The organism is Streptomyces sp. NPDC001828 (genome assembly GCF_042892175.1).
GTDB lineage: Bacteria > Actinomycetota > Actinomycetes > Streptomycetales > Streptomycetaceae > Streptomyces.
This window is the reverse complement of sequence record NZ_JBIATV010000008.1, coordinates 196429-222483: the sequence shown is the minus strand read 5'-3', so window position 1 is coordinate 222483 and position 26055 is coordinate 196429. Positions and strand designations below refer to the sequence as shown.

22 protein-coding genes, 2 tRNA genes and 2 pseudogenes are annotated in these 26055 nt (G+C 71.4%); 10 read left to right on the top strand and 16 right to left on the bottom strand.

The window, feature by feature from the left end; genetic code table 11:
* Positions 1-3 precede the first annotated feature (3 nt).
* Both ACFYZA_RS23085 and ACFYZA_RS23080 read left to right on the top strand, forming a co-directional pair.
* Positions 4-474, top strand: a pseudogene (locus ACFYZA_RS23085) (IS110 family transposase); the annotation flags it as partial.
* A 17-nt stretch (positions 475-491) separates the two neighbouring features.
* A pseudogene (locus ACFYZA_RS23080) lies at positions 492-566 on the top strand (hypothetical protein); the annotation flags it as partial.
* A 345-nt stretch (positions 567-911) separates the two neighbouring features.
* Here the strand turns inward: ACFYZA_RS23080 and ACFYZA_RS23075 are convergent.
* Positions 912-988 (bottom strand) — tRNA-Pro (locus ACFYZA_RS23075).
* 93 nt (positions 989-1081) lie between these two features.
* Between ACFYZA_RS23075 and ACFYZA_RS23070 the strand changes: the two genes are divergently transcribed.
* Positions 1082-1564 carry a DUF309 domain-containing protein gene (locus ACFYZA_RS23070; RefSeq protein ID WP_388492461.1) on the top strand — a complete coding sequence of 161 codons (483 nt, stop codon included), beginning with the start codon at positions 1082-1084 and terminating at the stop codon, positions 1562-1564.
* On the opposite strand, the gene ACFYZA_RS23065 is transcribed toward ACFYZA_RS23070, so the two are convergent.
* The 6 genes from ACFYZA_RS23065 to ACFYZA_RS23040 all read right to left on the bottom strand — a co-directional run bounded on the left by ACFYZA_RS23065 (position 1554) and on the right by ACFYZA_RS23040 (position 7884).
* Positions 1554-2219: a lactate utilization protein C gene (locus ACFYZA_RS23065; RefSeq protein WP_382586126.1), complete on the bottom strand. Its 666-nt coding sequence runs from the start codon at positions 2217-2219 to the stop codon at positions 1554-1556. The genes ACFYZA_RS23070 and ACFYZA_RS23065 overlap by 11 nt on opposite strands.
* Before the next feature lie 82 nt (positions 2220-2301).
* Positions 2302-3720: a lactate utilization protein B gene (locus ACFYZA_RS23060; RefSeq protein ID WP_388492459.1), complete on the bottom strand. Its 1419-nt coding sequence runs from the start codon at positions 3718-3720 to the stop codon at positions 2302-2304.
* On the bottom strand, positions 3717-4472 hold the full coding sequence (locus ACFYZA_RS23055) for a (Fe-S)-binding protein (RefSeq protein ID WP_388492458.1): 756 nt from the start codon (positions 4470-4472) through the stop codon (positions 3717-3719). Before ACFYZA_RS23055 ends, ACFYZA_RS23060 begins: the two co-directional genes overlap by 4 nt.
* Positions 4473-4611: 139 nt before the next feature.
* The gene (locus ACFYZA_RS23050; protein WP_388492457.1) at positions 4612-5841 is read right to left on the bottom strand and encodes a cytochrome P450; all 1230 of its coding nucleotides are present in this window, start codon (positions 5839-5841) and stop codon (positions 4612-4614) included.
* A gap of 241 nt (positions 5842-6082) precedes the next feature.
* Entirely contained in the window at positions 6083-6940 is an 858-nt protein-coding gene (locus ACFYZA_RS23045; RefSeq protein WP_382586113.1) for a ketose-bisphosphate aldolase, read from the bottom strand.
* A 59-nt stretch (positions 6941-6999) separates the two neighbouring features.
* Entirely contained in the window at positions 7000-7884 is an 885-nt protein-coding gene (locus ACFYZA_RS23040) for an SIS domain-containing protein (RefSeq protein ID WP_382586110.1), read from the bottom strand.
* A gap of 138 nt (positions 7885-8022) precedes the next feature.
* Between ACFYZA_RS23040 and ACFYZA_RS23035 the strand changes: the two genes are divergently transcribed.
* Positions 8023-8802, top strand: coding sequence for a DeoR/GlpR family DNA-binding transcription regulator (locus ACFYZA_RS23035; protein WP_388492455.1), 780 nt, complete (start codon positions 8023-8025; stop codon positions 8800-8802).
* A gap of 69 nt (positions 8803-8871) precedes the next feature.
* On the opposite strand, the gene ACFYZA_RS23030 is transcribed toward ACFYZA_RS23035, so the two are convergent.
* Positions 8872-9471: a TetR/AcrR family transcriptional regulator gene (locus tag ACFYZA_RS23030; RefSeq protein WP_388492453.1), complete on the bottom strand. Its 600-nt coding sequence runs from the start codon at positions 9469-9471 to the stop codon at positions 8872-8874.
* A 187-nt stretch (positions 9472-9658) separates the two neighbouring features.
* Here ACFYZA_RS23030 and ACFYZA_RS23025 point away from each other — a divergent pair, with 187 nt between their 5' ends.
* Entirely contained in the window at positions 9659-10615 is a 957-nt protein-coding gene (locus ACFYZA_RS23025; RefSeq protein ID WP_388492452.1) for a phosphatase PAP2 family protein, read from the top strand.
* Positions 10612-11526, top strand: coding sequence for a DMT family transporter (locus tag ACFYZA_RS23020; protein WP_388492450.1), 915 nt, complete (start codon positions 10612-10614; stop codon positions 11524-11526). Before ACFYZA_RS23025 ends, ACFYZA_RS23020 begins: the two co-directional genes overlap by 4 nt.
* Positions 11527-11547: 21 nt before the next feature.
* On the opposite strand, the gene ACFYZA_RS23015 is transcribed toward ACFYZA_RS23020, so the two are convergent.
* The 3 genes from ACFYZA_RS23015 to ACFYZA_RS23005 all read right to left on the bottom strand — a co-directional run bounded on the left by ACFYZA_RS23015 (position 11548) and on the right by ACFYZA_RS23005 (position 15963).
* Entirely contained in the window at positions 11548-12534 is a 987-nt protein-coding gene (locus tag ACFYZA_RS23015) for an MDR family oxidoreductase (protein ID WP_388492448.1), read from the bottom strand.
* A 132-nt stretch (positions 12535-12666) separates the two neighbouring features.
* A complete protein-coding gene (locus ACFYZA_RS23010) occupies positions 12667-15348 on the bottom strand; it encodes a TIM-barrel domain-containing protein (protein ID WP_388492446.1) in 2682 nt (893 codons plus the stop codon).
* Positions 15349-15723: 375 nt separating this feature from the next.
* Positions 15724-15963, bottom strand: a complete 240-nt coding sequence (locus ACFYZA_RS23005; protein WP_388492445.1) for a hypothetical protein — start codon at positions 15961-15963, stop codon at positions 15724-15726.
* A 668-nt stretch (positions 15964-16631) separates the two neighbouring features.
* Here ACFYZA_RS23005 and ACFYZA_RS23000 point away from each other — a divergent pair.
* A complete protein-coding gene (locus ACFYZA_RS23000; RefSeq protein WP_388492443.1) occupies positions 16632-17309 on the top strand; it encodes a hypothetical protein in 678 nt (225 codons plus the stop codon).
* Between the two features lie 12 nt (positions 17310-17321).
* On the opposite strand, the gene ACFYZA_RS22995 is transcribed toward ACFYZA_RS23000, so the two are convergent.
* The gene (locus tag ACFYZA_RS22995; protein WP_388492441.1) at positions 17322-17942 is read right to left on the bottom strand and encodes a TIGR03086 family metal-binding protein; all 621 of its coding nucleotides are present in this window, start codon (positions 17940-17942) and stop codon (positions 17322-17324) included.
* Positions 17943-18004: 62 nt separating this feature from the next.
* Here ACFYZA_RS22995 and ACFYZA_RS22990 point away from each other — a divergent pair, with 62 nt between their 5' ends.
* Positions 18005-18991 carry a helix-turn-helix transcriptional regulator gene (locus tag ACFYZA_RS22990; RefSeq protein ID WP_388492440.1) on the top strand — a complete coding sequence of 329 codons (987 nt, stop codon included), beginning with the start codon at positions 18005-18007 and terminating at the stop codon, positions 18989-18991.
* A gap of 56 nt (positions 18992-19047) precedes the next feature.
* On the opposite strand, the gene ACFYZA_RS22985 is transcribed toward ACFYZA_RS22990, so the two are convergent.
* Complete coding sequence (locus tag ACFYZA_RS22985) at positions 19048-19902, bottom strand: alpha/beta fold hydrolase (RefSeq protein ID WP_382586079.1); 855 nt, start codon at positions 19900-19902, stop codon at positions 19048-19050.
* A 328-nt stretch (positions 19903-20230) separates the two neighbouring features.
* Between ACFYZA_RS22985 and ACFYZA_RS22980 the strand changes: the two genes are divergently transcribed.
* Positions 20231-21031 (top strand): S1 family peptidase, encoded by an 801-nt coding sequence (locus ACFYZA_RS22980; protein WP_388492438.1) that lies wholly within the window; start codon positions 20231-20233, stop codon positions 21029-21031.
* A 479-nt stretch (positions 21032-21510) separates the two neighbouring features.
* Here ACFYZA_RS22980 and ACFYZA_RS22975 read toward each other — a convergent pair.
* The 3 genes from ACFYZA_RS22975 to ACFYZA_RS22965 form a co-directional block, all read right to left on the bottom strand.
* Positions 21511-21584 (bottom strand) — tRNA-Pro (locus ACFYZA_RS22975).
* A gap of 108 nt (positions 21585-21692) precedes the next feature.
* Entirely contained in the window at positions 21693-22043 is a 351-nt protein-coding gene (locus tag ACFYZA_RS22970) for an MmcQ/YjbR family DNA-binding protein (RefSeq protein WP_388492436.1), read from the bottom strand.
* 293 nt (positions 22044-22336) lie between these two features.
* Positions 22337-23518 (bottom strand): Gfo/Idh/MocA family protein, encoded by a 1182-nt coding sequence (locus tag ACFYZA_RS22965; RefSeq protein ID WP_388492434.1) that lies wholly within the window; start codon positions 23516-23518, stop codon positions 22337-22339.
* 1321 nt (positions 23519-24839) lie between these two features.
* Here ACFYZA_RS22965 and ACFYZA_RS22960 point away from each other — a divergent pair.
* Positions 24840-26045 (top strand): acyl-CoA dehydrogenase family protein, encoded by a 1206-nt coding sequence (locus ACFYZA_RS22960; protein ID WP_382586056.1) that lies wholly within the window; start codon positions 24840-24842, stop codon positions 26043-26045.
* The last annotated feature ends 10 nt before the right edge of the window (positions 26046-26055 follow it).

Here is a 26055-nt window from a genome sequence, read left to right as displayed (position 1 = left end):
GTGATCGATACCGGCGATATCGACGTCTACCTCGGCCTGGACGTCGGCAAGGGCGAACACCACGCCACCGCGCTCACCCCGGCCGGGAAGAAGACCTTCGACAAGCGGCTGCCCAACAGCGAGCCCAAGCTCCGCGAGGTCTTCGCCAAACTGCAGGCCAGGCACGGCACCGTGCTCGTCATCGTCGACCAGGTCGCCTCCATCGGCGCCCTGCCTCTGACCGTCGCCCGCGAGCTCGGCTGCCACGTCGCCTACCTGCCCGGCCTGACCATGCGGCGGATCGCCGACCTCTGCCCCGGCGAGGCCAAGACCGACGCGAAGGACGCGTTCATCCTCGCCGACGAGGCCAGGGCAATGCCGCACACGCTGCGGTCGGTGGACCTCGACGACTAGACGATCGCCGAGCTGTCGATGATCGTCGGGTTCGACGACGACCTCGCCGCGGAAGCGACCCGCCTCTCGAACCGGCTGAGGAAGCCGGCGTCCCCAGGATCACCGTCCACGATCTGCGCCACCTGGCGGCAACGATCACCATCTCCGCCGGTGTCCCGCTCACCGTGGTGTCGAAGACGCTGCGGCACTCCACTCTGTCGACCACGGCGAACATCTACAGCCACCTCACCCGACAGGCAGCCCGCGAGGCAATCGACACCATCGACCGCACCCACACCGGAGCCGAGAAGACCGGCCCCGAAACGAGCCGTCCGGCGTGGCCGCGACCACCACGCGACCACATCCGCCAACTCCGCGAGGCCCTCGGCGCACTCCGCTCCCCGCGCCGCCGGCCTTCAGCACCACGGCCGACCGGCCCCAGCCTGGACGTGCGACCACACTGCGACCACCATGGCCCCGGGCGCACGAAAGGCCGTCCTCCCATGGATGAGAGAACGGCCTCCGACCTGCTTGAAGCATGGTCGGGACGACAGGATTTGAACCTGCGACCCCTTGACCCCCAGTCAAGTGCGCTACCAAGCTGCGCCACGTCCCGATGCCCGTCTGACCTGGGGTTTCCCCCGGCCGTTCGTGCATGAGAACCATACCGCACTCCGGCAGCGCCACAGGAACGGGGGACAATCGGCGCATGGACGGTTCCGCACGTGATCGTGATGCCGAGGGACGGGCGCGCAACGCGCGGCCCAGGGACGGGCTCGGGCGGCCGCTGCCCTATGGCGCCGACGGGGTGGCCCGTCAGCCGGAGGACGTGGCGCGCACGCCCGAGCAGACGCTGGTGGAGGCGCAGCGGCTGCTCGACGCCGGGATGCCGTTCCACGCGCACGAGGTGTTCGAGGACGCGTGGAAGTCGGGGCCGCCGCAGGAGGAGCCCCTGTGGCGGGGGTTGGCGCAGCTCGCGGTGGGCCTCACGCACGCCGCGCGCGGCAACGCCAAGGGCGGCGCCTCCCTGCTTGAGCGCGGCACCGGCTCGCTCGCCCGGTACGCGGCCGGCTCCGGCGTACCGACGTACGGGATCGATCTCGCCGGGCTCGCGACCTGGGCGCGGGAGCTGGCGGACCGGCTGCCAGGGCCGTTGGACGCGGCGGCCGAGGCGCCCCGGATCAGGGGCTGAGCAGGATCACTTCGAGGGTGCGGGGGCCGTGTACGCCCTCGACGCGGTCGAGTTCGATGTCGCTGGTGGCCGACGGACCTGAGATCCAGGTCAGCGGGCGGCCGGGATCCAGGCGCGCCATCGCCTGCGGTACGGAGGCGACGACCTGGTCCGGCACCCGCACCACGCAGATGTGGTGGTCCGGCACGAGTGTGACGCGGCGCCGCCCCTGGGCCGGCCCCGCGTCCAGGACGAGGGTGCCGGTCTCGGCGATCGCGAGGGCGCAGCCGGTGACCACGCTGTCGACGGCGTCGAGTTCTGCCGGGGTGGACTCCGGGGTGTCCTCGACGCGCGCGCAGGCCGTGTCCGCCAGCCACTCGGGCGGCAGCCCCGCCGGCGCGAGGACGCTCGTGGCTCCTCGTGCGCCGAGCAGGCCGGCGACCAGCGCGCCGACTCCGGCCGCGTCCGTGCGGTGCACGACGGCGCGGTAGTCGGCGAGGTTCTCGTGCAGCAGGTCGAGGACGGCCTTCGGATCGTCGGGCGTGTGGCTCACCAGGTAGTCGCGCACGACTGCCGGAGCCTCGGGGGCGTCCTGCACGGCGGCCCGGACACGGGCCAGGATGCGGTCGCGCGCGCTCCTGTGCGGTTGCTCCTCCACCGGCACCGGTCCGTTCACGTGCGGCTTCCCTTCCTTCCGTCCCTCCGCCCGTCCGTTCACGTGCGGCTTTCCCTCCATCCGGTCCTCCACATCCGTCCGTTCACGTGCGGTTCTTCCTCCACCAGTCGCGGAAGGGCTCTTCGGGGAGTTCGGGGAGGTCGCGGCTCTCGGTCCAGGCCTTGGCGCCCGGGGGCCGCTTCGGGTGGAGGGCGCGGGTCCGCGACGCCGTGCGCTCCCCCGCCGCCATGACGCCGGGATGGTCCATGGCCCAGGTGGCGGCCTTCATCGCCGCCTTCTCCAGGCGGTGCCCCGGACCGCCCTGGCCGGCGACCCGCTCACGGAGGTGGACCAGGACCTCCGGGATGTCGATGGCGACCGGGCACACCTCGTAGCAGGCGCCGCACAGCGAGGAGGCGTACGGCAGGGAGGCGTCGATCTCGCTTGTGGTGCCCCGGAGTTGGGGGGTCAGGATGGCGCCGATGGGGCCCGGATAGACCGAGCCGTAGGCGTGTCCGCCGGCCCGTTCGTACACCGGGCACACGTTGAGACAGGCCGAGCAGCGGATGCAGCGCAGCGCCTGGCGGCCGATGTCGTCGGCGAGGGCGTCGGTGCGGCCGTTGTCCAGCAGGACGAGGTGGAAGGCCGCCGGGCCGTCGCCGTCGGCCGTGCCGGTCCACATGCTGGTGTACGGGTTCATGCGCTCGGCGGTCGAGGAGCGCGGCAGCGTCTGGAGGAAGACTTCCAGGTCCTGCCAGGTGGGGACGGTCTTCTCGATGCCGACGACGGAGATCAGGGTCTCGGGCAGGGTCAGACACATGCGGCCGTTTCCCTCCGACTCGAAGACGACCAGGGTGCCCGTCTCGGCGACCATGAAGTTGGCGCCCGAGATGCCGACCTTCGCCCGCAGGAACTTCTCGCGCAGGTGCAGCCGGGCCGCCTCGGCGAGGTCGGCCGGGGTGTCGGTGAGGCCTTCCGGCGCGGGCCTGCCCCAACTGGCCATCCGGTCGCGGAAGATGTCGCGGATCTCACCCCGGTTGCGGTGGATCGCGGGGACCAGGATGTGCGAGGGACGGTCGTCGCCGAGCTGGACGATGAGCTCGGCGAGGTCGGTCTCGTAGGCGTGGATGCCCTCGGCGGCGAGCGCCTCGTTGAGGCCGGTCTCCTGGGTGGCCATCGACTTGACCTTGACCACCTCGGTCTCCCCGGTGGCCTTGACCAGGTCGGCGACGATGCGGTTCGCCTCGTCCGCGTCGGCGGCCCAGTGCACCGTTCCCCCGGCCGCGGTGACCGACTCCTCCAACTGGACTAGATAGCGGTCCAAATGACGGAGCGTCAGGTCCTTGATGCGTCGTCCCGCCTCGCGCAGTTGCTGCCAGTCGGCGAGTTCGGCGACGGCCTTGGCGCGCTTGTCGCGGATGGTGTGGGTCGCGTGGCGCAGATTGCCGCGCAGGGTGGTGTCGCGCACGGCGTCGCGCGCGGCCTTCGGGAACGCGGGCATGCCGACGAAGGTGCCGCTCACAGGTGGGGCTCCGCTTCCGTGCTCTGGAGGATCTCGGCGATGTGGAGCGCCCGCAGGGGGGCGTCCTGGCGGTGGAGGATGCCGCCGATGTGCATCAGGCAGGAGTTGTCGGCTCCGCACAGGACCTCGGCTCCGGTGGCGGCGGCGTTGCGGACCTTGTCGGTGCCCATCGCCGCGGAGACGTCCGGGTTCTTGACGGCGAAGGTGCCGCCGAATCCGCAGCACTCCTCGGCGCCGGGCAGCTCCCGCAGCTCCAGCCCCTTGACCGCTTCGAGGAGCCTGCGCGGCCGGTCGCCCAGGCCCAGCACGCGCAGGCCGTGGCAGGAGGGGTGGTAGGTGACGGTGTGCGGGAAGTACGCGCCGACGTCGGTCACGCCCAGTACGTCGACGAGGAACTCCGTCAGCTCGTACACGCGGGGCACCAGCGACCGCGCGGCTTCGCCCAGCTCGTCGCCCCGCCCCTCGGCGGCCGCCTTGCGGGCGATGCGCGGATAGTTGTCGCGGACCATCGCCACGCAGGAGCCGGACGGGGTGACGATGTGGTCGTAGCCCTCGAAGACCCGGCCCATCCGGCGCACCAGGGGCTCGGTCTCGTGCCGGTAACCCGTGTTGAACTGGGGCTGTCCGCAGCACGTCTGCCCGGCCGGGAAGTCGACCTCGACCCCGAGCCGTTCGAGCAGCTTCACCGTCGCGATGCCGGTGGCGGTGTACACCGCGTCATTGACGCAGGTGACGAAGAGTGCGACTCGCATGGTCGGAGGATATGCCGCACGAAGAGCCGGCGGTAGGACCGTGATCAGCGGAGATCGCACCCGAAACGGGACGTGTGGCCAAGCCACGCGCGGCGAGACATCGGACAACTGGCGTACAGGAAAAGCTGGTTGAGAGTACTCACCACAGCACCGGCAGTTCCTCCGGCGAGCGGTGGATCATCGTGGGGCGCATGACGACGGGTCTGTCCTCGGCCAGACGCAGTCCCGGAAGGCGCGCCGTCAGGAGTTCCAGGGTGACCCGGAGCTGCTCGCGGGCCAGGGACGAGCCCGGGCAGCCGTGCACGCCGTACCCGAACGCGAGGTGGCGGGCGAGCGGGCGGGTGATGTCGAAGACGTCGGGGCGCTCGTGGCGGCTCGGGTCGCGGTTGGCGGAGCCGTACGCGACGAACACCACCGCGCCGATGGGGAGTTCGGTGCCGGACAGCATGACCGGGCGGGTGGTGATGCGGCGGAAGCCCTGGATCGGGCTGTCGTAACGGGCGGCCTCCTCGACGGCGGCCGGTATCAACTCCGGCTTCTCGCAGAGCAGTTCCCACTGCGTCCGGTGGTGCAGCAGGTGCAGCACGGTCGTGCCGATCAGCGCGCTCGTGGTGAGGTGCCCGGCAAGCAGGAAGTTCTGCAGATGGGCGACCATCTCGTGCCGCTCGTCCAGGGTGAGCTCGGCGCCGGGCGACTCGCCGCCGGGTGCGAGCGCGCTGATCAGCGAGGTGCACAGATCGTCCTGGGGGCGGGCGTGGCGCTCCCGTACATACGTGTCGAGGAGGTGCTGCATCGCGACGACGTCGCGCGCGGCCGCCAGTTGGCCGGGCTCCTCCATCGGCCGGAACAGCAGTTGCTCGGCCCGGTAGCCGCCGTGCACCGCGAGCGGCACATCGGCCGGGTCGAGCCCGATGAGCCGGCCGATCACCTGGCCGGGCAGCTTGAGCGCGAACTGGGCCATCAGATCGGCCGAGCCGCGCTCGGCGAAGGCGTCGATCAGCTCGGCGGCCCGCTCCGCCGCGTACGGCACGATCGCGGCGACGCGGACGGGCGAGAGGCCGTGCACGATGGGGGCGCGCAGCCGGTGGTGCAGGGCTCCGTCGGAGGTGACCACGACGGGACGGCCGCCGAAGCCCCGGCCCATCTCGGCAAGCACCGTGGGCCCGGGCAGGACGTCGGGGCGCAGCGCGTTGGCGGAGGAGAACGCCTCGGGGCGGCGCAGGACTTCGCGCACATCGGCGTCCCGGGCCACCAGCCAGGCGTCGAGCTCCGGCACGAACGTCAGGCCTTCGGCTTCGCGGGCCCGCGCATAGTGCGGATAGGGGTCGCGCTGCAGCGCGTCGAGCCGAGCGTGCTCATGCCTGTCCACAAGGCCCATCGTCTACGACGTCCGGCCACATCGGAAGAGCGCCGGGCGGGCAGAAAGTGGCGCTTTCGCCTGCGGGGGCCCCGCAGGGCCCGTCACTGTCGCCGCCGGGTGCCCGGGAGGCCCGTGACGCGGCTGCCACCGGGTGCCCGGGAGGCCCGTGCCACGGCCGCCACCGGGTGCCCCGGAAGGCCCCGGCGGCGCCGCGTACCTGCCCGGGAAGGCCGGCGGCGGCCGCGTACGCTCAGGCGGTCCGGTCGAGCACCCCGATGAGCCGGGTGACGGTCGCGGCCATCGCCTGACGGCCGACCGTCAGATAGGTGCGGGCGTCGACCGCCTCGGGGTTGGCCGCGAGGTAGGCGCGGATGGCGTCGGTCATCGCGATGTTCAGGGCGGTGCCGATGTTGACCTTGGCGATGCCGGCGGCCACCGCTGCGGAAAGGGCGTCGTCCGGGACGCCGGAGGAGCCGTGCAGCACGAGGGGCACGCGCAGCGCGGCGTCGAGCCGGGCCAGCAGGGCGTGGTCCAGTTCGGCGGTGCGCGAGGTCATGGCGTGGGTGCTGCCGATGGCGACTGCGAGCGCGTCGACGCCCGACTCGGCGACGAACTGCCGCGCCTCGTCGGGGTCGGTGCGTGCGCCGGGCGCGTGGGCGTCGAGCGGAGCCTTGCCGTCCTTGCCGCCGACCTCCCCCAACTCGGCCTCGATCCACAGGCCTTGGGTGTGCGCCCAATCGGCGGCGGCGCGCGTGGCCGCCAGGTTCTCCTCGTACGGCAGGTGGGCCGCGTCGTACATGGCGGAGCTGAACCCGGCGTCGGCGGCCTGGCGCAGCAGCTCGTCCTGCTTGACGTGGTCGAGGTGGAGCGCGACCGGAACGGAGGCGGCCTCGGCTGCGGCTACCGCCGCCCGGGCGAGCGGCAGGACGCGCCCGTAGCGGAACTTGACCGCGTTCTCGCTGACCTGGAGGACGACCGGCGACTTGGCCGCCTCGGCGCCGGCGATGACGGCCTCGGCGTGTTCCAGCGTGATGATGTTGAAGGCCGCGACGGCGCGGCGTTTGTCGGCGGCCTCGGCGACGAGTGTGCCGGTCCTGGCGAGTGGCATCAGTGCTTCCCCTTCACCTGTGTCACGTGGTTCGGTCTCATGCGTCGGGCCCGCCGCGCTCAGGCGCCGTCGAGGATCACCGAGCGGGTGAGGTGGCGCGGGCGGTCGGGGTCGAGGCCGCGGGCGGCCGCGACGGCGACGGCGAGGCGCTGGGCGCGGACGAGTTCGGCCAGCGGGTCGAGGCGCCCCTCGATCCACAGCGCGCCGGTGGCGGCCACCTGCTCGGCGAGCCCTTCGGGGGCCTCGCCGAACATCCAGGTCGCGGTCGAGGTGGTGGAGATGCTGATGGGTCCGTGGCGGTACTCCATCGCCGGGTAGGCCTCGGTCCAGGACAGCGACGCCTCGCGCATCTTCAGGGCGGCTTCCTGGGCGAGGCCGTTGGTCCAGCCGCGGCCCAGGAAGCTGAACTGGGTTGATTCCACGAGGCCTTCGGGCAGCGGCTCGGCGAGCGCGGTGCGCGCGTCGGCGACGGCCTGCTCGGTGTGCAGCCCGAGGTGGGCGCGCAGCAGCGTGAAGGCGGTGGTGGCGAAGCGGGTCTGGACGACCGACTCCTCGTCCGCGAAGTCGAGCACCACGATGTCGTCGGCGGCCCGCATCACCGGCGTGGCGGGGTCGGCCGTGATGGCGGTGGTACGGGTGCGGCCGCGCACCTGCGCGAGGAGGTCGAGCACCTCGGTGGTGGTGCCGGAGCGGGTGAGGGCGACGACCCGGTCGTAGCGGCGGGCGGCGGGGAACTCGGAGGCGGCGAAGGCGTCGGTCTCGCCGAGTCCCGCGCTCTCGCGGAGGGCCGCGACGGCCTGCGCCATGAAGAAGGAGGTGCCGCAGCCGACGACGGCGACGCGCTCGCCGGCGGCCGGCAGGGCGTCCTTGTGCGGGAGGGCCAGTTCGGCCGCCCGCTTCCAGCATTCGGGCTGACTGCTCAGTTCGTTCTCGACATGGCTCATGCCGGGCTCCCACCCTCTGGACGTGACGCGCTCGTGCTTGTTTCTGCAAAATATAGCTCGATATCGAGCACGATCAAGCATATGGACGTGCGCTAAGGTCACTACGGACGGTTACCAGTACGAAGAACGGAGTGGCGGATGTCGCGCGACGCCCGCTGGCAGGCGCTGCTCGAGCTCCTCGTGGAGCAGGGCCGCCTCGATGTCGACGAGGCGGCGACGGCCCTCGGGGTGTCGGCCGCGACGATCCGGCGCGACTTCGACCAGCTCGCCGAGCAGCAGATGCTGGTGCGCACCCGGGGTGGCGCGCTCGTGCACGGCGTCTCCTACGAGCTGCCGCTGCGCTACAAGACGGCGCGCCAGGCCTCCGAGAAGCAGCGGATCGCGAAGGCGGTGGCGGACCTGGTCGCGCCGGGCGAGGCGGTCGGCCTGACGGGCGGCACCACCACGACGGAGGTGGCCCGCGCGCTCGCGGTGCGGCCCGAACTGGCCAATGGATCACCGGCGTTGACGATCGTGACGAACGCGCTCAACATCGCCAACGAGCTGGCGGTGCGGCCGCAGTTCAAGATCGTGGTGACCGGCGGGGTGGCCCGCCCGCAGTCCTACGAGCTCACCGGGCCGCTCGCGGGCGGCGTCCTGAACCAGATCACGATGGACGTGGCGGTGCTCGGCGTGGGGGCGTTCGACGTGGTGCACGGCGCCTCGGCGCACGACGAGGACGAGGCCGGCATCAACCGGCTCCTGTGCGAGCGGGCCGAGCGGGTCGTGGTGGCCGCCGACTCCACGAAGCTGGGCAAGCGCACCTTCGCCAGGATCTGCTCGACGGCCCAGGTGGGCACGCTGGTGACGGACACGGCCGTCTCGGACGAGACGGTCGCGGAGTTCACCGAGGCGGGCGTGACGGTCCTCGCGGTCTGAGCGGCCGCGAGGGGTCCAACTCGCCTGCGGAGTGCGCCACTTGTACGTGAAAGCGCTCTCGGGCCGGGCTCAGCCGATCCGCAGCGCCGGGAAGATGACGGACTCGAGCAGGCCCAGCACCGTGTCCTCGCCGTGGAAGCGGTCCTCGAAGAGCCGCTCCACGCGCAGCATGCCCATGATCATCGGGGCGACGTAACCGATCGCCGGGTTGTCCGCCGCGACCTCGCCGCGCTCCACCCCGCGCCTCAGCATGGCGTCGAGCGCCGCGATCTCCGGGTTGAGAACGGTCTCGCGCAGGGCTTCGCGCAGGTCGGGGTGCTTGATGTAGGCCTGCCCGACGGCTTCCATCAGCGCCGTGTCGGGACCTTCGCGCCGGCCCACCACCTGGGCCGCCGCCCGCAGGTCCCCGGCGAGCGAACCGGTGTCGATGCCGGAGAAGAACGAGCAGCGGTTCCTGCCGAGCGCCGCCGTGACGAGGAGGGGCTTGCTCTTCCACTGCCGGTACAGGGTGGCCTTGCCGCACTTGGTCCGCGCGGCCACGCCCTCCATCGTCACGGAGTCGTAGCCGCCCTCTCTGAGGAGGTCGAGCACCGCGTCGTACAGCTCAAGCTCGCGCTCGGGGCTGATCTTGCTGCGGCGGGCAGCGGCCGTGGCGGCCTGCGTCGACATCGTTCCCTCCGGAGACGAACAAGGGGCACTGAAAACAAGGGGCACTCCTGCACGTACGAGAGTAGGCTCCGCTCAATCGAGACGCAAACGTATCGAGACGTTTGCGTCTCGATGAGTTTCGATCTAGCCTTCCTACGTTTGCTTGTGTTTCTTCCTCGTATCGATCCAGGTTCAAAGGGGCCGGAGAATGTTTGCCGGTATAACCACGGGGGCGCGTCGTGAGACCCGTCCCGCCGGACCGGAGACGACCGCTTCCCGGCCGCCCCTGGTGCGCGAGCTGCTGCTCGTGACCGCGCTCTTCCTCGTGTACAAGTTCGGCCGTCAGCTGGCGAACGGGCACGAGGCGAGGGCGTTCGACAACGCCGACCGCGTATGGAGCTGGGAGCGCGCGCTGCACCTGCCCGGCGAGGGTTCCGTCCAGCACCTGCTGCTGCACGGCGACACCCTGGTCAAGGTCGCCAACACCTTCTACGCGACGGTGCACTTCCCCGCCACCGTGGCCTTCCTGGTCTTCCTGTACCTGCGCCGGCCGGGCCACTACCTGTGGTCGCGCCGGGTGCTCGCCGGGCTCACCGCCGCCGCACTGGTGCTGCACATCACGGTCCCGCTGGCCCCGCCGCGCATGCTGACCACGGCCGGACTGGTCGACACCGCGCAGGTCTACGGACCCTCCGTGTACGCGGCGACGCCCGACACCGACACGATGGCCAACCAGTTCGCGGCGATGCCCTCGCTGCACTTCGGGTGGGCCCTGATGGTCGCGATCGGCATGATCATGGCGACCCGGAGCCGCTGGCGCGCCCTGTGGCTGCTGCACCCGCTGCTCACCCTGCTCGTGGTCGTCGGCACGGCGAACCACTACTGGCTGGACGCGATCGTGGCCACCGCGCTCCTCGGCGCGGTCCTGTACTTCGTGCCGTCGCCGCAGCCCACACAGTTGCCTGCGGCACCCAAGCGGACCCGCCGCTCCCCCGCACCGCGCCCGGAGCCCGTACCGGTGTCCGCGGCCGAATCCGACCCCGTACCGGTGTATGCGGCCGAATCCGGCCCCATACCGCTCCGGCAGCCCACGCCCGTGTCCCGGCAGGCACCCGCTCTTCCCGCGCCCACCCCCGCGCCCCAGCTCTCCGAGGCCGTGCGATGAACGAATCCGCGCTGCTCGCCATCCTGCTCTCGCTCGCCTCGGCCGCCGGCTACGCGCTGGCCGCCGTCGGCCAGTCCCGGCTCGCCGCCCAGGGCGGCTCGGGCGTGGGCAAGTTGCTCACCCGGCCGCTGTGGTGGTGGGCGGTCGGCCTCAACGCCGCCGGCGCCCTCATGCACGTGGCCGCGCTGCACTACGGCCCGCTCACCCTGGTCCAGCCGCTGGGCGCCCTCACCCTGGTCGCCGCGCTGCCGCTCTCCGCGTACTACGAGCGGCGCCGCGTCACCCGGCGCGAGTGGCGGGGCGCGGCCTGGACGCTGGCCGGGCTCACCGGGCTGATCGCGGTCACCGGGCCCGCGAGCCCCGGCGACGCGCTCAGCCTGACCGAGGCCCTCGCCATCGCCGCGGCGACCGCGCTGCTGCTCGCCTTCCTGGTGCGGGCCGGGGCGCACTCCGCGCGCGGCACCGGCCTCGGCCACGCCACCGCGTCCGGCATCGCATCCGGTGTGGCGTCCGCGCTGACCCAGACGGTCACCGCCTCACTGGCCCGCGAACTTCCCGGCGGGCCGCTGCCCTGGTGGGGGACCTCCCTGGTCGCGGTCCTCGTGGCGACGTTCGCGGTCGGAGGCCTCCTGCTCTCGCAGGCGGCCTACCGCGGCGGACTCGCCGCGCCACTGGCCGTGGTGAACCTCGCCAACCCGGCGGCGGCCGCGGTCATCGGAGTCGCACTGCTCGGCGAGAGCTTCCACGGAGGACCGCTCGGCTGGCTGACCGCGGCAGCGTCGGCCGCCGTCGCGGCCCGTGGCGTCCTCATGCTGACGGGGGCCACCCCGGCGGACCTTCCCACCCCCGTGGCCCCCGTGCTCCCCACCGAAATCCCGACCCCGGAACCGGCGGTTCGGATCACGGCCTGAGAGCGGTCTCCGCCCCGGCCGTCAGGCGTTGACGTCCACCACGGTCCGGCCGCGCACCTGGCCCGCGAGGATGCGCCCCGCGACGTCCGGCACCTCGTCCAGACCGACCACGGTGGTCATCTTCTCCAGGCGGGTCAGGTCGAGATCGCGGGCGAGGCGCTCGTACGCCCTGACCCGGCGGTCCATGGGGGCCTGTACGGAGTCGATGCCGATCAGCGTCACCCCGCGCAGGATGAACGGCAGGACCGTGCCCGGCAGGTCGGGCCCCTGGGCGAGGCCGCAGCTCGTGACGGTGCCGCCGTAGCGGGTGCCCGCGAGGACGTTGACCAGGGTGTGGCTGCCGACCGGATCGACCGCGCCGGCCCAGCGCTCCTTGCCGAGCGGGCGGCCGGGGGCCGCGAGTTCGGCGCGGTCGATGATCTCGGCCGCGCCGAGATCGCGCAGGTAGTCGGCCTCGGCGGGCCGCCCGGTGGAGGCGATCACCCGGTGGCCGAGCCTGGCGAGCAGCGCCACGGCGACCGAGCCGACACCGCCGGCGGCGCCCGTCACCAGCACGTCACCGCTGTCCGGGGTGAGACCCGCGTCCTCCAGGGCGAGCACGCTGAGCATCGCGGTGTATCCGGCGGTGCCGATCGCGGCGGCCTGCCGGGTGGTGAGCGCTTCCGGCAGCGGGACCAGCCAGTCGCCGGGGACCCGGGCCTTCTGCGCGAACCCGCCGTCGTGCCCCTCCCCGACGCCGTATCCGTTGAGCACCACCTTGTCGCCCGGCGCGAACGAGGCGTGCGCGGACGATTCGACCGTGCCCGCGAAGTCGATGCCCGGCACCAGCGGATAGGTCCGCACGACGCCCTTGCCGTGGGCGAGCGCGAGGCCGTCCTTGTAGTTGACGTCCGAGTACTCCACGGCGACGGTCACATCGCCCTCGTGGAGCTCGTGCTCCTCCAGGGTGACGGTGTCGACCCGGTGGCCCTGCTCGTCCTTGAACACGCGGATGGCGCGGAATGACATCGGATCCATCTCCTGGCGGTCGGGTGCTGTCCAGCGGTACCTCGATCTTGCCCCAGTCACCCCTCGGCACGTGCGGAGGGGCCGCACCGGACGGCTCACGGCACGGCCCCCGACCTGGTGGCGGGTGTCAGGTCACGCGATCTCGACGGAGAAGCCGTGCGCGGTCGACTGCGACGGCGTCTTCACCTCCGTCACTCCGGTCGCGGGATCGAAGAACCAGCCGGTGCCCGCGGCGGTCAGTTCCGCCGCCGAACCGTAGCGGTGCAGCCGCTTCCCGCCGAGCGCGACGACGCCCGGCGCCGCCTTGGTGTGGACGGTGAGGCGGTAGGCGCGTGCGGCGGGCTTGCCCTGGTAACCGCCCACGCTGGCGCCGACGTTGACGACCGAGGCACGCCCGGCCGAGGTGACCCGCACCTGCTGGGTGGCCGAGGCGCCCTCGGCGAACTGCCGGGTGACGCCGTCGTCCTCGTACAGCGTGTAGGAGGAGTTGCCCAGCCGCGGGTAGATGTCGTAATCCAGCTCGCCCTTGTCCCGGGTCTGCCAGGACGTGGTGCCCTGGGGCCACATCGGCACGATGGAGCCGCCCTTGACGAACAGCGGGAGGGTGTCGAGCGGGGCCGCGTAGTTGTCGATCGTCGTGGGGCCCTGGTAGGTCTTGCCGGTCCAGTAGTCGGTCCAGGTGCCCTTGGGCAGGTAGATGCCGTTGCGGACACTGGTGTCGCTGTAGACGGGCGCGACCAGGAAGTCCGGTCCGGCCAGGAACTCGTACTTGGCGTTCGCACCAAGGGTGTTGGGGTCGTCCGGGTACTCCAGGGAGAGCGGGCGGACCGCGCCGACGCCGGTCTTCGTGGCGTCCTTGGAGAGCCCGTACATGTACGGGATGAGCCGCTCCTTCAACTGGAGGTACTTGCGGTTGATGGAGGCGTACGGCTCGCCGTCGAGCCAGGGCTGCTGATCGGCGGCCTTGCCGGTGGTCAGGTCCTTGGCCCAGCCGTCCATCGTCATCACGGCGGGCAGGAACGCCTTCCACTGCAGGTCACGGGTGTACATCTTCGGGTCGTGGCCGTAGATGCTGCCGATGTCGCCCGTGTTGTACGCGATCCCGGAGAGCGTGGCGCCCGCGTACGTGGGGATCTGCCAGCGGAGGTAGTCCCAGCTGAGCTTCTGGTCGCCGCTCCACAGGACGCCGCAGCGCTGGGCGCCGGACCAGGAGACGGGCAGCCAGACGAAGCCGCGCGCGTCGCTGTTGTCCTCGATGCCGGCCTTCGCCTGGTCGCAGGCGTTCAGGGCGAAGCCGTAGCCGTTGCCGACCCAGGCGACGTCCAGTTTCGCGACCCGCTGGCCGGCCTTGACCTGTTCGGCGAGCTTGTCGAGGCCGTCCTGGGTCCACAGACCCAGCTGGGCGTTGTGCGCCTGGAGGCCCTTGCCGGTCTCGGGAAGGTTCTCGTAGCCGCAGCCGTAGCCGTCATTGACGAGCATCCAGCCGAGCGGCATCTGGTTCTGGGTGTAGCCGTCGGCGACCTTGAGCGCATCCAGGGTGTGGCGCTCTCCCCGGTTGGCGTTGTGCAAGTAGCAGTCGGAGTCCCCCGGTTCGAGCCCGTACACCGGCGGCATGAACGGCTTGCCCACCAGCGAGGTGTACTTGCCGATGACGGACTTCACGTCGCCGGTGAAGTAGTAGGCGTCCAGGCGCCGTTCCTGCTGCCCGGTACGCACGCGCGGCCCGAAGTCGTACACGCCGGGCGTGAAGGTGTTGCGGAACACCCCGTATCCGGCGGACGAGATGTAGAAGGGCTGGGAGTTGTTCCAGCCGCCCTCGTTCCAGTTGGTGTTGTTGCCCACGTTCATGATCTGGTCGCGGTGCGAGAAGCTGCCGTTCTGCTCACCGCCGCCGAAGAACTGCTCGTCGGCGCCGCGCGTCAGGCTCTGCCGCATGCCGCCGGAGGTCCACCGCAGCGGGTCGGCCTCGGACCAGATCACGCTTCGGTTGTCGCCCTTGTAGAGCGCGAAGCGGAGCGGCTTCTTGTAGACGCGCAGGACGACGTCCTTGCTCCGGATGCCGTAATAGGCGCCCGCGTCAAAGGAGTTGGTGCTCTTCTGCGGCTTCGGCTGGGTCTGGATCATGTGGCTGCCGGGCGGGTCCGTGAACGTTCCGTCCGGCGCGGCGCGCAGCCGCAGCGTGTCGTCGGCGAGGAAGTCCACCCGCGCCCTGAGCGCACCGGCCGCGATGTCGTACGTGCCGTCCCTGCCGGCGAAGGAGGTGAGGTTCCCGGCGTCGGACGGCTCGGGCAGGTACGCGGTGCCGGTGAACGAGTTGTGGTGTACGTCGTAGGGGACGACGACCACGTGGTACGTACCCGACGCCTTCGGGATGACGGTCGACTCGGGATCGGCGGTGCCGGCGCTCGATGCGACCTGCTTGCCCGCGTCGTCGTAGACGTACATGTCGAAGTCGTCGGTGGGGGTGGCCCATTGGACGGAAACGGGCACGCCGCCCTCCGGGTTGTCGTCCCACTGTCCGGCCGGCGGCTTCACGGTCAGGTCGAAGCGGGCGCAGACCGCGCCCTCCGGATCCTGCGCGGGCGGCGGGCACTTGTCGGGCGAGTCGACGGTGCCCTTCTCGTAGACCGGGCTCTGCCAGGTCAGGGACTTGGTGCCGCTGTCCAGTACGCCACCGGGCGGCGTCGCGCCCTCGGCGTGGGCGGCCGGAACGGCCAGGGCGGTGAGGGCGAGCGCCAACGCCGAGAAGACGGCGACGGCGGGCCGTCGGGGCGGATGGGAGCCATGCCAGGGGGTCCGCGAAGGGGTCCGCAAGGTTTCGTTCTCCGTTCGTACCGAGCAACAGCCGGGCGCGGCGTGCGCGTTCATGCTTGGAACAGTGGAGTTTCGAGCATCAAGATTCACCTTGAGGCGGGTACATGTCAACGCCTGTGGCGTGCGGGAACGGGCCTCACCGGTGCGCAATAGGCGACTTGGGGAGCACAACACCGGAAATATCCCTCCGGGCGGCCTCGGCCCGGACCACGACAGCGGCCGCCGCCGGGAGTTCACCGGCGCGGCGATGCCCCCTCCGGGAACGCACCGGAGGGGGCATCGCGATCCGCACGGGGCCAAGGTGCCGAAGGAGACCCCGCGAGCCGCCGCAGGGCCCGAGTGGCGAGGGCCGCTCGCCGACGGCTACGGCTACGGCTACGGCAGGACGAACCAGTCCATCCCGAAAGCCGCGGCCAGACCCACCACGAGCAGCCAGGAACCCAGCCGCGTACGTCCGTTGCGGCTCAGCTCGATCACGACGCCGCAGAGGATGAGGGCGAGTCCGTACACGCCGACCACGAGTACCGAGGACCGGGTGGCCAGCCGTACGACGAGGATGACGCCCATGGCCGCCATGAGCACCCCGGCGGCAATCATCCGAACCCGCCGAGCCATCCAGGGCGCCATGCCGGCCCGGGGCTCGTCCCCCTCCTCGGGGCTGCCCTCGGCTTCGTCGTCAGCATGGCCGAACTCCCCTGTTTCCAGGGAATGTTGAGGAGCCCCGGGGTTCGCGGCTCCAGGGGCGTCCGGCGCGGCGGCGGAAGCCGCAGGGGCGGCGGGGGCGGGCTCGGCAGGGGCTACGGCGTCAACAGGGGCGGCGGGGCCCGCGTCGGCGGCAGAAGCGGTGGCCTCGGCCGCAGCGCGGGGCTCAGCGCCATCGAGGCCATCGACAGCCCTGACGGCCTGGCCGACTTCAGCGGCCTCGCCGGTCGCCGAACTCTCCACCGCTCGGGCGCGCCCGTCCGCTCCTGCCGCCTCGGCAGCTCTCGGACTCCCGCTCACCTCGGCGTCCCGCGTTCCCGAAGGCCCACTGCCCGTGGGCCGGTTCGGGTCCTGGCTAGGTACCGTCGCCTTCGCCGTGCGGGACCCACCGCGCGTCTCCGGGGCCGCGCCCGCCACTTGTTCCTGATCCGAGGTGCTCATGAGCCCGGATCGTAATCGCTTCACCGGCCACGGTGTTCCGCCCCGGCCCCACCCCGCCACAGCAGGGCGTGAGTCCGCTCACAGCCCGTGGCCGACGGGCACCGCGTCGACGAGCAGGCAGGGCTGGGATGCTGTCCGCCATGGAGTCAGAACCCGAGGAAGCCCTCGCTTGGGCAGTCGCGCCGGTCCTGGACCCCCTGCGTGGGGACGAGGCGTTCACCGGGGCGTCGCGCCCGGCGGACCCTTTCACGGTCCTGGACTTCTGGCGGTACGCGATGCCCGACCTGCGGACCAACACCACGCGTGGCCTGCTCGCGGAGTTTCTGGTGCACCGGGCGCTGGGGGCGCGGACGCGAAACGTGGAGTGGGAGAGTTTCGACGTCCTGACCGAGGACGGACTGCGCGTCGAGGTGAAGGCCAGCGCGTACGTGCAGGCATGGGACCAGCGCCGCCCCTCGGCCATCCGTTTCACCCGGCTGCGGGGACGCACCTGGAACCCGCGCGACGGCGATGCGGCAGAGCCCACGTACAACGCCGACGTCTACGTCTTCGCTCTCCACACCGCCGCCGACCACACGGCCTACGACCCGCTCGACGTGAGCCAGTGGTCCTTCTACGTCCTGCCGGGCCCGGAGGTCGAGGCGTTGGCCCAGGACAGCCTGGGCCTCGCCACACTCAGCCGGGTCGCCGGACTTCCCGTCCCCTTCGACGGCCTCGCCGCGCGGGTGCGCTCCGCCGATCCCCGGCGTGCCGGCGACGGAGCAGGCGCGGCACGAGCCGTGCCATCGCCACGCGGCCACGGGGACGCCAGGGGCTGATCGTCGTGGGGCTCAGGGCGTGCGACCGGCCCAGGCCGCCAGCCGGTCGATGGCGGGGGCGTCCGCCGCGATCTCCACGACGGGGCCGAACGGCACACCTCCACCGCGCCGTTCGGCCGGCACCGCGCGCCGCATGGCCGTGAGGGCTCGTTCCACCAACTCCTGGTCCCAGGCCGGGCTCAGGCCCGTCGCCTTGGCCAAGTCCCAGGTGTGCAGGGTGAATTCGGTGACGTACACGCCGAGGACCGCGGCGCCGGGCAACGTGCCGAACGGCAGCGTCAGGAGCCGGGTCAGCGTTTCGGACGGCTCCCACACCGCGACCGCGTCCCGCGCGGCGGCCTCCCACGCCGTCGGCCACGCGTCATCGGCCACATCCACATCCTGCGCGAGCCCGGGCAGGGCGAACGGGTCGTCCCCCCGGCCCAGGGCAACGAGCCTGCGCAGAACGGCGAGTTCATGGCGTGCGAGATCGCGGACGCTGTAGTCGGGGCACGGGGTGGATGCGTCGTAGTGCTCCGGTCGCAGTGCGGCGACCGTACGCCCTGCCAGGGCAACCGCCTGGGCGAAGTCGTGGCGGGGGTCGGTGGTGGATGCGGCGGCGGGGGCTCCGCCGAGGTGCGCGGTGTTGTTCATGACCTCAGCTTCGGAGCCGAACTGGCCACCTTCTGGCCGGTTCTCCGGAAAGAATGATCCGCATGAGAGCTGACCGCCTGGTGGCGACGCTGCTGTTCCTGCAGACCCGGGGCCGGGTGACCGCGGCCGAGCTGGCGGCGGAGCTGGAGACGTCCGAGCGCACCGCCCGGCGCGATCTGGAGGCCCTGGCCGCCGCCGGCGTCCCCGTCTACTCCCAACGGGGGCGCGGTGGTGGCTGGTCCCTGGTCGGCGGCGCCAGAACCGACCTCACCGGCCTGACGGCCGACGAGATCCGCACACTGTTCCTCGCCGTGGGGCCACTGTCGACCACCCCCGCCTCACGCACCGCGCTGCGCAAGCTCGTACGGGCCATGCCGTCCACGCTGCGCTCCAAAGCCGAGGCGGCGGCCCGCGCCCAGGTCACCGACGGCCTCGACTGGTCGCGCTCCCCCGCCATGACCGCCCACAGCGCCGCCCTGGACACCCTCAGGCACGCCGTCGTGGACGGCATCCAGATCATGCTCGGGTACGCCCGGCCCGGCAGCGCCGCCGACGAGCGCACGGTCCACCCGCTGGGCCTCGCCTCCAAGGCGGGCAACGACTACCTGGTCGCCGGCACCGACCGCGGGCTGCGCGTCTACCGGCTCAGCCGCATCACCCACGTCGTACCGACGGGCATCCCCGTCGTGCGTCCCGACGGCTTCGACCTCGCGGAGGCGTGGCGCTCACTGGCCGCGCGCATCGAGGACCGCATGCTCGCGGCCACCGTCCACGCCCGCGCGGAGGCGGACACCGAGCCCCTCCTGCGCGGCCTGCTCGCGAGTCGCCTGCGCATCACGCGCACGCTTCCCGACGGCCGGCTGGCCATCGAGGTCGACGGCCCGACGGCCGAGATCGTCGCCGCCCAGCTGGCCGGGCTCGGCCGACGGGTCGAGGTCCTGGCACCACCGGAGGCCCGTCGCCGCCTCGCCACGCTGGCCGGTGAGCTCACGGAGCTGTACGGCCCGGCGCGGAGCGCACCGACGACGACGGCCGACAGCGCGGCCTGACGAGCCGCCCTCCGCTCCGGTCGACGGCGGCCGAACAGGCAGGGCCCGCGCCCGGGCTATCGCGTCAACGCCGCGATGTCGCCCAGGACTCGGGCCGCCGGCGCAGGGTCGACCAGCCACTTCAGGTGGCTGCCCGCAAGGGTGCGGACGTCGTACGGGTTGTCCGGCGTCAGGGCGTTGCCCTCGCGGATCAGCCGGTCCTGCAGGGCGAGCGGCAGGCTCGTGTCGTCGGTCAGGCGGACGTAGCTCTTCGGGATGCGACCCCAGGACTCGGCCCGCGCCCGGTCGGCCGGGGTGCCGACGTCCAGGTTCTCGTCGGGCTGGAAGGTGTTGAGGAAGGTCAGGAACTCCTCGTCGGTGCCGTCGGCGAGGAAGGCCGCCTTGAAGGCCGCGAGGGCCTCCGGATGCGCGGTGCGGAAGTTGACGCGGAGCAGACCGAGTTCGGCCGGGTTCCCCACCAGCGCCAAACCGAGGGAAGCGGCGTCGACCGACGCCATCTCCGGTTCGGCGTAGTAGTCGCTGACGGCGAGATCGACGGGGCACCAGGCCGAGACGTAGACAAGGCGGTCGATCAGATCCGGCCGCGCATTGGCCGCGGCCGTGGCCGTCATGCCGCCGCGACTGTGGGAAACGAGGATCACCGGCCCGTTCCGCTTGGCACGTTCGAGGATCCCGATCAGGTGCGCGGCGTTGTCGGCAAGGGTTACGCCCTTGAGCGAGCCGGGCTCCGTCGCGAGCGCCGCCAGGTCCTGCGGCGTCTGGTAGGAGCGCGAATAGGTCGCCTCGAAACCATGGCCGGGCAGGTCGACGGCGACCGAACGGTGTCCCAGGAGGCCGAGTTCGGCCTGCAGTGGTGCGAAGGCGAAGGAGTTGGAGAAGGCTCCGTGAACCAGTACGAATGTCGGTTGCATCTGCTTGCTCGCTCTCTGACGTCCTGCGGCATCGACGACCCGTGCGTCGCCGGTTCCGGCCGGCCCGAAGCCACCCGCACGCACGGGTGCCCCGTGCCACTCACATCTCCATGGCACAACCCCATGATCGTCAAGGCCGCTTCGCCAGGCGTCAAGAGCCGTCGGCGACCCGATCCACAGGCCGCGGCCGAACCCCTCGCTCCGGCCGGCACTGCGCGGCGTTGTCCCGATCCTGAGGACCAGACACTTCCCCCGTTGCACTGCTCAGCGAATCCAAAGCCACAGGAGAAGCCCCCCGCAGACAGCCACAAGCAGCTGAGTCACCAATTTGAAGGAGACGGGTGCGGCTTCTCCACCAACTCGCTTCTCCTCTTGCTCGACAAAGCTCAACATCGCCGACGAACAGGCCTGTTCCGGCGCGCTGGTGGACCCGCAATGGGTGCTGACCGCCGCCAGCTGCTTTGTCGTCGACGGCAAGGCCACCCAGGCCTGTGCGCCGGCCGTGAAGACGACCGTGACGGTGGGCCGCACCGACCTCAACACGACTGCCGGCATCGTCATCGATGCCGCCTACGTGGTCCCGCACGCCGACCGTGACATAGCGATGGTCAAGCTGGCCAAGTCCGTCACCGGCATCACCCCGGTCAAGGTCGCCACCCGTGCGCCCACCGCCTCGGACAAGGTGATAGCTGCCGGGTTCGGACGGACGAAGACCGAGTGGGTGCCCGACAAGACGCACTCCGCCGCCTTCACCGTCGGCGGGGTCGGTGACAAGACGGTCGACCCCCACGGCTCGGCCGACGCGGTCATCTGCCAGGGCGACGCCGGCGGCCCCGCGCTGCGCGACAACAACGGCACCCCCGAACTCATCGCCGTCAACTCCCAGTCCTGGCCGCTGACTTCGACGGCGACGGCAACGACGACATGGGCGGCCTCTGGAACAACCAGCAGCGCTTCAACTTCTACCAGGGCAACGGCAACGGCTCCATCACCGTCGGCAAGAACGCCTGGCCAGCCAACCCCTGATACCTCCACGACACAGGCCGTGGCGAGTCCCGTCCGGGCCGGGCGCGCCATGGCCGCAAGGTCTGCAATGCCGAGGCATCCATGGCGATGGCTGGGCAGGTGAGGCATCCCCGGTGCACCCGAATGCATAAGCCGGGTCCTTTTCCTCTCAGCAGGGAGAAGCCACCCACGAGCGCCACGCATGCCCCGCGCCTTCCGACGTCCGGCGCTCCCGCGCCCCCCTACGGTGCAGGCAGTGCCCGCCGGGCTTGTGCACCTCAGGCGATCATCGATGTGCGATCCCACCGCGGCGTCGGACCCGTCGCCGTACTGGACGGCGTCGGCACCCCAGCACGGCTGATACAGCCCGCACAAGTCTCGCCACGACATGTGACCCGGGGCACATTACGAGCGGAGGTGGCCGTACGGCCCGCTCGCGGGCGAGGGCGTCCATGGATGAGCCGAGGAGGGTTCCTCCTGCGCCGCCACGACCTCCGCCGCCTCGGCCCCCGAGGGTCCCCGACGGCACCCAAAAACGGTCAGGGCCGGTATCGGATTTCTCCGATACCGGCCCTGACCTGCGACTACGAGGCGAACCTCTCGTCGGGACGACAGGATTTGAACCTGCGACCCCTTGACCCCCAGTCAAGTGCGCTACCAAGCTGCGCCACGTCCCGATGCCCGTCTGACCTGGGGTTTCCCCTGGCCGTTCGTGCATGAGAACAATACCGCACTTCCCCGGGTGGTCACGAACCGCTTTCCCCGCCCGGTCCCGGCGCGGCGCCTTACGCGCCCGGGGCCAGGTGGGCGTCCAGGAGCTTGCGGGGGGCCGCCTGGCGCCACGAGTCGGTCAGGATCGCGGACAGCTCGTCGTCGCCGGCGAGCGCGGCGAGCCGCACCCTCAGCCACGCGTAGTGGTCGTCGTGTCCCTCGCGCAGGAAGAACTTGCCGGGCTCGGCCGCGATCAGCTCGTCCCGGTCCTCCTTCGGACATTTCACGCCCATCCAGGCGTCGTCGTCGCCCAGGGAGGCGAATATCTTCCCCGCGACCCGGAAGGTGGGCCTGCCCCAGGCGAGCTTCTCCGTCGCCCCGGGGAGCGACAGCGCGATGCGGCGTACGTCTTCGGCGGTGGCCATGGAAAAACCGTACGCCGCGGCACTGACACCCGGCCCGGGGAAGGCCCGTCCGGGCGCCCCTCGGGCTGGGGTCTGTCCGGCGGATCCGGTCGCCGTCGGCGGGCTTCGGCTTTACGGTGCTGGTGCGCGGGGGTCTGGTGCGTCCAGCCGCAAGGCGGAGGATTGAGGCGACGCGGAGCGGCGGGGGTACCTCCCTGCTCGAACGAAGTTGAGAGCTTGGGGGAGATTGACGACAACGCCGCAGATGGGCATGCCAGCCCCCCCCATCCCAGACAAGATCCGCCGGACAGGCCCTAGCGCTGGCCCCGCTCGAAGTACGCCGCGAGGTCGGGGTCGAGCGGGGGCACCTGGCGCGGGACTCCGCCGGACCGTAGCGAGGCCGTGGCCTCGCAGCCCGCCGCGACCGCCATCCGGGCGGCGACCGGCGAGGTGTCGGTGACGCCCCCGTCCCGTACGAAGCGCAGGAACTCGTCGATGATCAACGGGTCCGCCCCGGCGTGCCCCTCGTCCTCCTGGGCGTCGGGGACGGCGTACGTCTCGTCGGGCTCGGCGCGGTATTCGGAGCGCCGGGAGTTCCAGACCTTGACCTGGCCGCCGGGGCCGTCGCCGAAGTTCTCCAGACGGCCCGCGTCACCGATGACCGTGTAGTTGCGCCAGTAGTCCGGGGTGAAGTGGCACTGCTGGTAGGAGGCGAGGACACCGTTGTCGAGGCGCATGTTGAGCAGCGATACGTCCTCGACGTCGATCACCGGGTTGAGCGCGCGCTGGGTGTGCGGCGGCCAGTGGCCGTCCTTGGTGTACCAGTCCTCGGCCTTGGGTTCGCCGGGCGAGCGGCGGTGCGGGTTGTCGCCGTACACCATCAGATCGCCCATGGCCTGGACGTCACGCGTGTAACCGCCGGACAGCCAGTGCAGTACGTCGATGTCGTGCGCGGCCTTCTGGAGCAGGAGGCCGGTGGTGTAGCGGCGCTCGGCGTGCCAGTCCTTGAAGTACCAGTCGCCGCCGTAGCCCACGAAGTGGCGCACCCACACCGTCTTGACCGTGCCGATGGCTCCGCGCGCGATCAGGTCGCGCATCATCCGGACGACGGGCATGTGGCGCATGTTGTGGCCCACGTAGAGGCGCGTACCGGTCTCGCGTGCCGTGCGCAGGATCTCGTCGCAGCGCTCGACCGTGATGTCCAGGGGCTTCTCGACGAAGACCGGCTTCCCGGCGACCAGGGCGGCGCGAGCGAGGTCGGCGTGGGTGTGGTCGGGGGTGAGGACGAGCACGGCGTCGAGTTCGGCCGCGTCGATGACCTCGCGGTGGTCGGCCAGGACGAGCGCCCCCGGGAAGGCGGCGGCCGCCGCCGCGCGCGCCTCGGGGTCGGGGTCCGCGACGGCGGCGACTACGGAGCCGCGGCCGGGCCGGTGTGCGGTGCGCGCGATGCTGCCGCGCAGCCCGTATCCAATGACGCCGATACGGAGGTCGGTCATGTCAACTTCCTTCTCGTCGGGCGGTGTTGGCGTGGACGACGGTCGGGCCGCCCGGGCAGCGGAGGCCGCGTCGGCCGGGGCCCTGTCGTCCTGGAGCACGCCGCGCGGTGTTCTCGATGCGGGCGGGTCAGGCAGGGGCATCGTCGCAGCCGGCGAAACTCCTGGGCCGGGCGGCCCCGAGCGAACCACGAAGTCCGGGCCGGCCTGGACGCCGATGCCCTGTCGGGCGGCCCCGGGCTGAACGTCCACCCCGCCCACCATCGGGCAGCCCCGCCGCGCCCCACCCCCTGGCCGGATTCCTCACCACTTCCCCACACCCCGGCCCATCGCGCCGCCCCCCAGCGCCGCAGGAGCAACCGGGGCACCTCGCGTGCCGCCTTCGTGGGCGTGGCCAAATCCCATCGGGCCTGGTCCGGGCGGTAGTGGTGCCATCCCGGCGCCGCAGGCCAGGCGGTCGGTTCCGGATCTCGCGCTCCCCTGCGCGCCCCGCACCACCTGAATGAGCCGTTCACGCCGATCCGTACCCCAACACGCCCTCCCCGGACGCAACCGCCGCCGCGAGGAAATGGCCCCACTGTCTCTTGCCAAGGCGGCCGACTCCCTTGTGGAAGGCGGAAGTTGTGAATCATGGCGCTCGTTCCGCCCGGCTCGTCGCGCACCGCGCCGGCCGGCCACCCGAGGCGGAGGCCCACGTGACGCCGGGTGGAGTGGCGCACTCCGCCACCGTCGGCAGACCCCGGCACGGCGCGACCCGCACGGAGAACCCCCAGGTCAGCGCCGTGATCGCGGAGGCCGCGCACGTTCCGCGCGGGGCCGGGCGACGGCTTCACCCCCGGCGCCACCCCGTCCCGTGGCCGTCCGATCCGCCACCCGACGCCACCCCAGGCATCGGAAAGTGCTGGTCGGCGGGGTGGCGCGGCCCGCGCGCCATCACCCACACGTGTGAAAAGGAGGCAGATTTCGTCGAAGTCGAAGCCGAATCGGTTCTGCGGTTGTCCTCAGATGTCATGACCGTGCTCATCTGATTCCGCTTCCTGGCCCTCAGTGCCACTTGCCCACGAAACCTTTGCCGTTGTCATGTGGCAGAAAGTTGTGTGAAGGGGATGCAATCGACTGGGACCGAACAGGCCGGGGCGCACACAACACATCGCCATCCAACCGTCAACTCGCCTTATTCTGGCCATAGTTGACCGAGGACGGTGCAGGAGTCGAAGTCGCTTCACAGCATGAGGAGGTCGGCCTCTTCGGGACGGGACCACTGCCGATGCACCACCTGCCGGGGCCTCCCACGGCAGGCGTTTCGCGGAGGAGGGCTCGCGGGATGGACGGATACTTCAACAGCCGGCTGCACCAACAACTCAGGGAAGACGTAAGGCACTTCGCGGAACGCGAGGTACGACCCCGGATAGCCGAGATGGAGGCGGCCCGCACCGTCCAGCACGAGCTGTCGCGGCTCATCGCCCGGCAGGGCTGGATAGGGGCCACCGTCAGCCCCGCGTACGGCGGGATGGGCGTGGGGCACCTCGGAAAGACCATCATCATCGAGGAGCTGTCCCGGGTGAGCGGCGCGATGGGGGCCATGGTCCAGGCCTCCCAGCTCGGCGTCGCCAAGATCGTGCACTTCGGCAGCGAGGAACAGAAGAAGAGCTGGCTGCCGGCCGTCTCGGCGGGCGCGTGCCTGCCGACGATCGCGGTCACCGAGCCCGAGTCGGGCGGGCATGTGCTGGGCATGGCCGCGAGCGCGGTGCGTGACGGCGACGACTACGTACTCAATGGCCGAAAGGTCTATGTGGGCAACAGCCATGTGGGCGATCTCCATGGGGTGGTCCTGCGCACCGGACCGGGCTCCAAGGGCCTCTCGGCCTTCCTCGTGGAGTCCGACCGCCCCGGCTTCTCGCTGGGCGAGCACCGGGAGTCGATGGGGCTGCACGGGTTCAGCTTCGGGGAGGTCCGCTTCGACAACTGCCGGGTGCCGGCGGCCAATCGGCTCGGCGAGGAGGGGGACGGGCTCGCCGTCGCGTACTCCTCGAGCGTGCTGTACGGGCGGGCCAACCTCACCGCCGTGTCGCTCGGCATCCACCAGGCGATCCTGGAGGAGACCACCAGGTTCTGCACGGAACGCATCCGCTACGGCAAGCCCCTGCACGAACTCCCGAACATCAAAATCAAGTTGGGACAGTTGCAGTCCCGGGTGATGACAGCCCGGCTCGTCGCCTACCACGCGGTCCAGCTGCTCGATCAGGGGCTGCCGTGCGACGCCGAGCTCATGAACGCCAAGGTCGTCAATGTGGAGTCGGCGCTCGACTCGGCCCGCAACGCCATGGAGATCCATGCGGCGGCCGGACTGTTCACCGACCGCCCGATCGAGCGGTATCTGCGCGACGCCCACCACATCTTCGCCCCGGCCGGCACCTCCGACGTACAGCTCCTGCGGCTGGCCGAGGTGGCGCTCGGCACGGCGAAGGGCCAGTGGTCGCAGCGGCTCTCCGATCTGCTGCGCATGCGGGAACTGGCCACGGCCCGCTGACGGCGGGCGT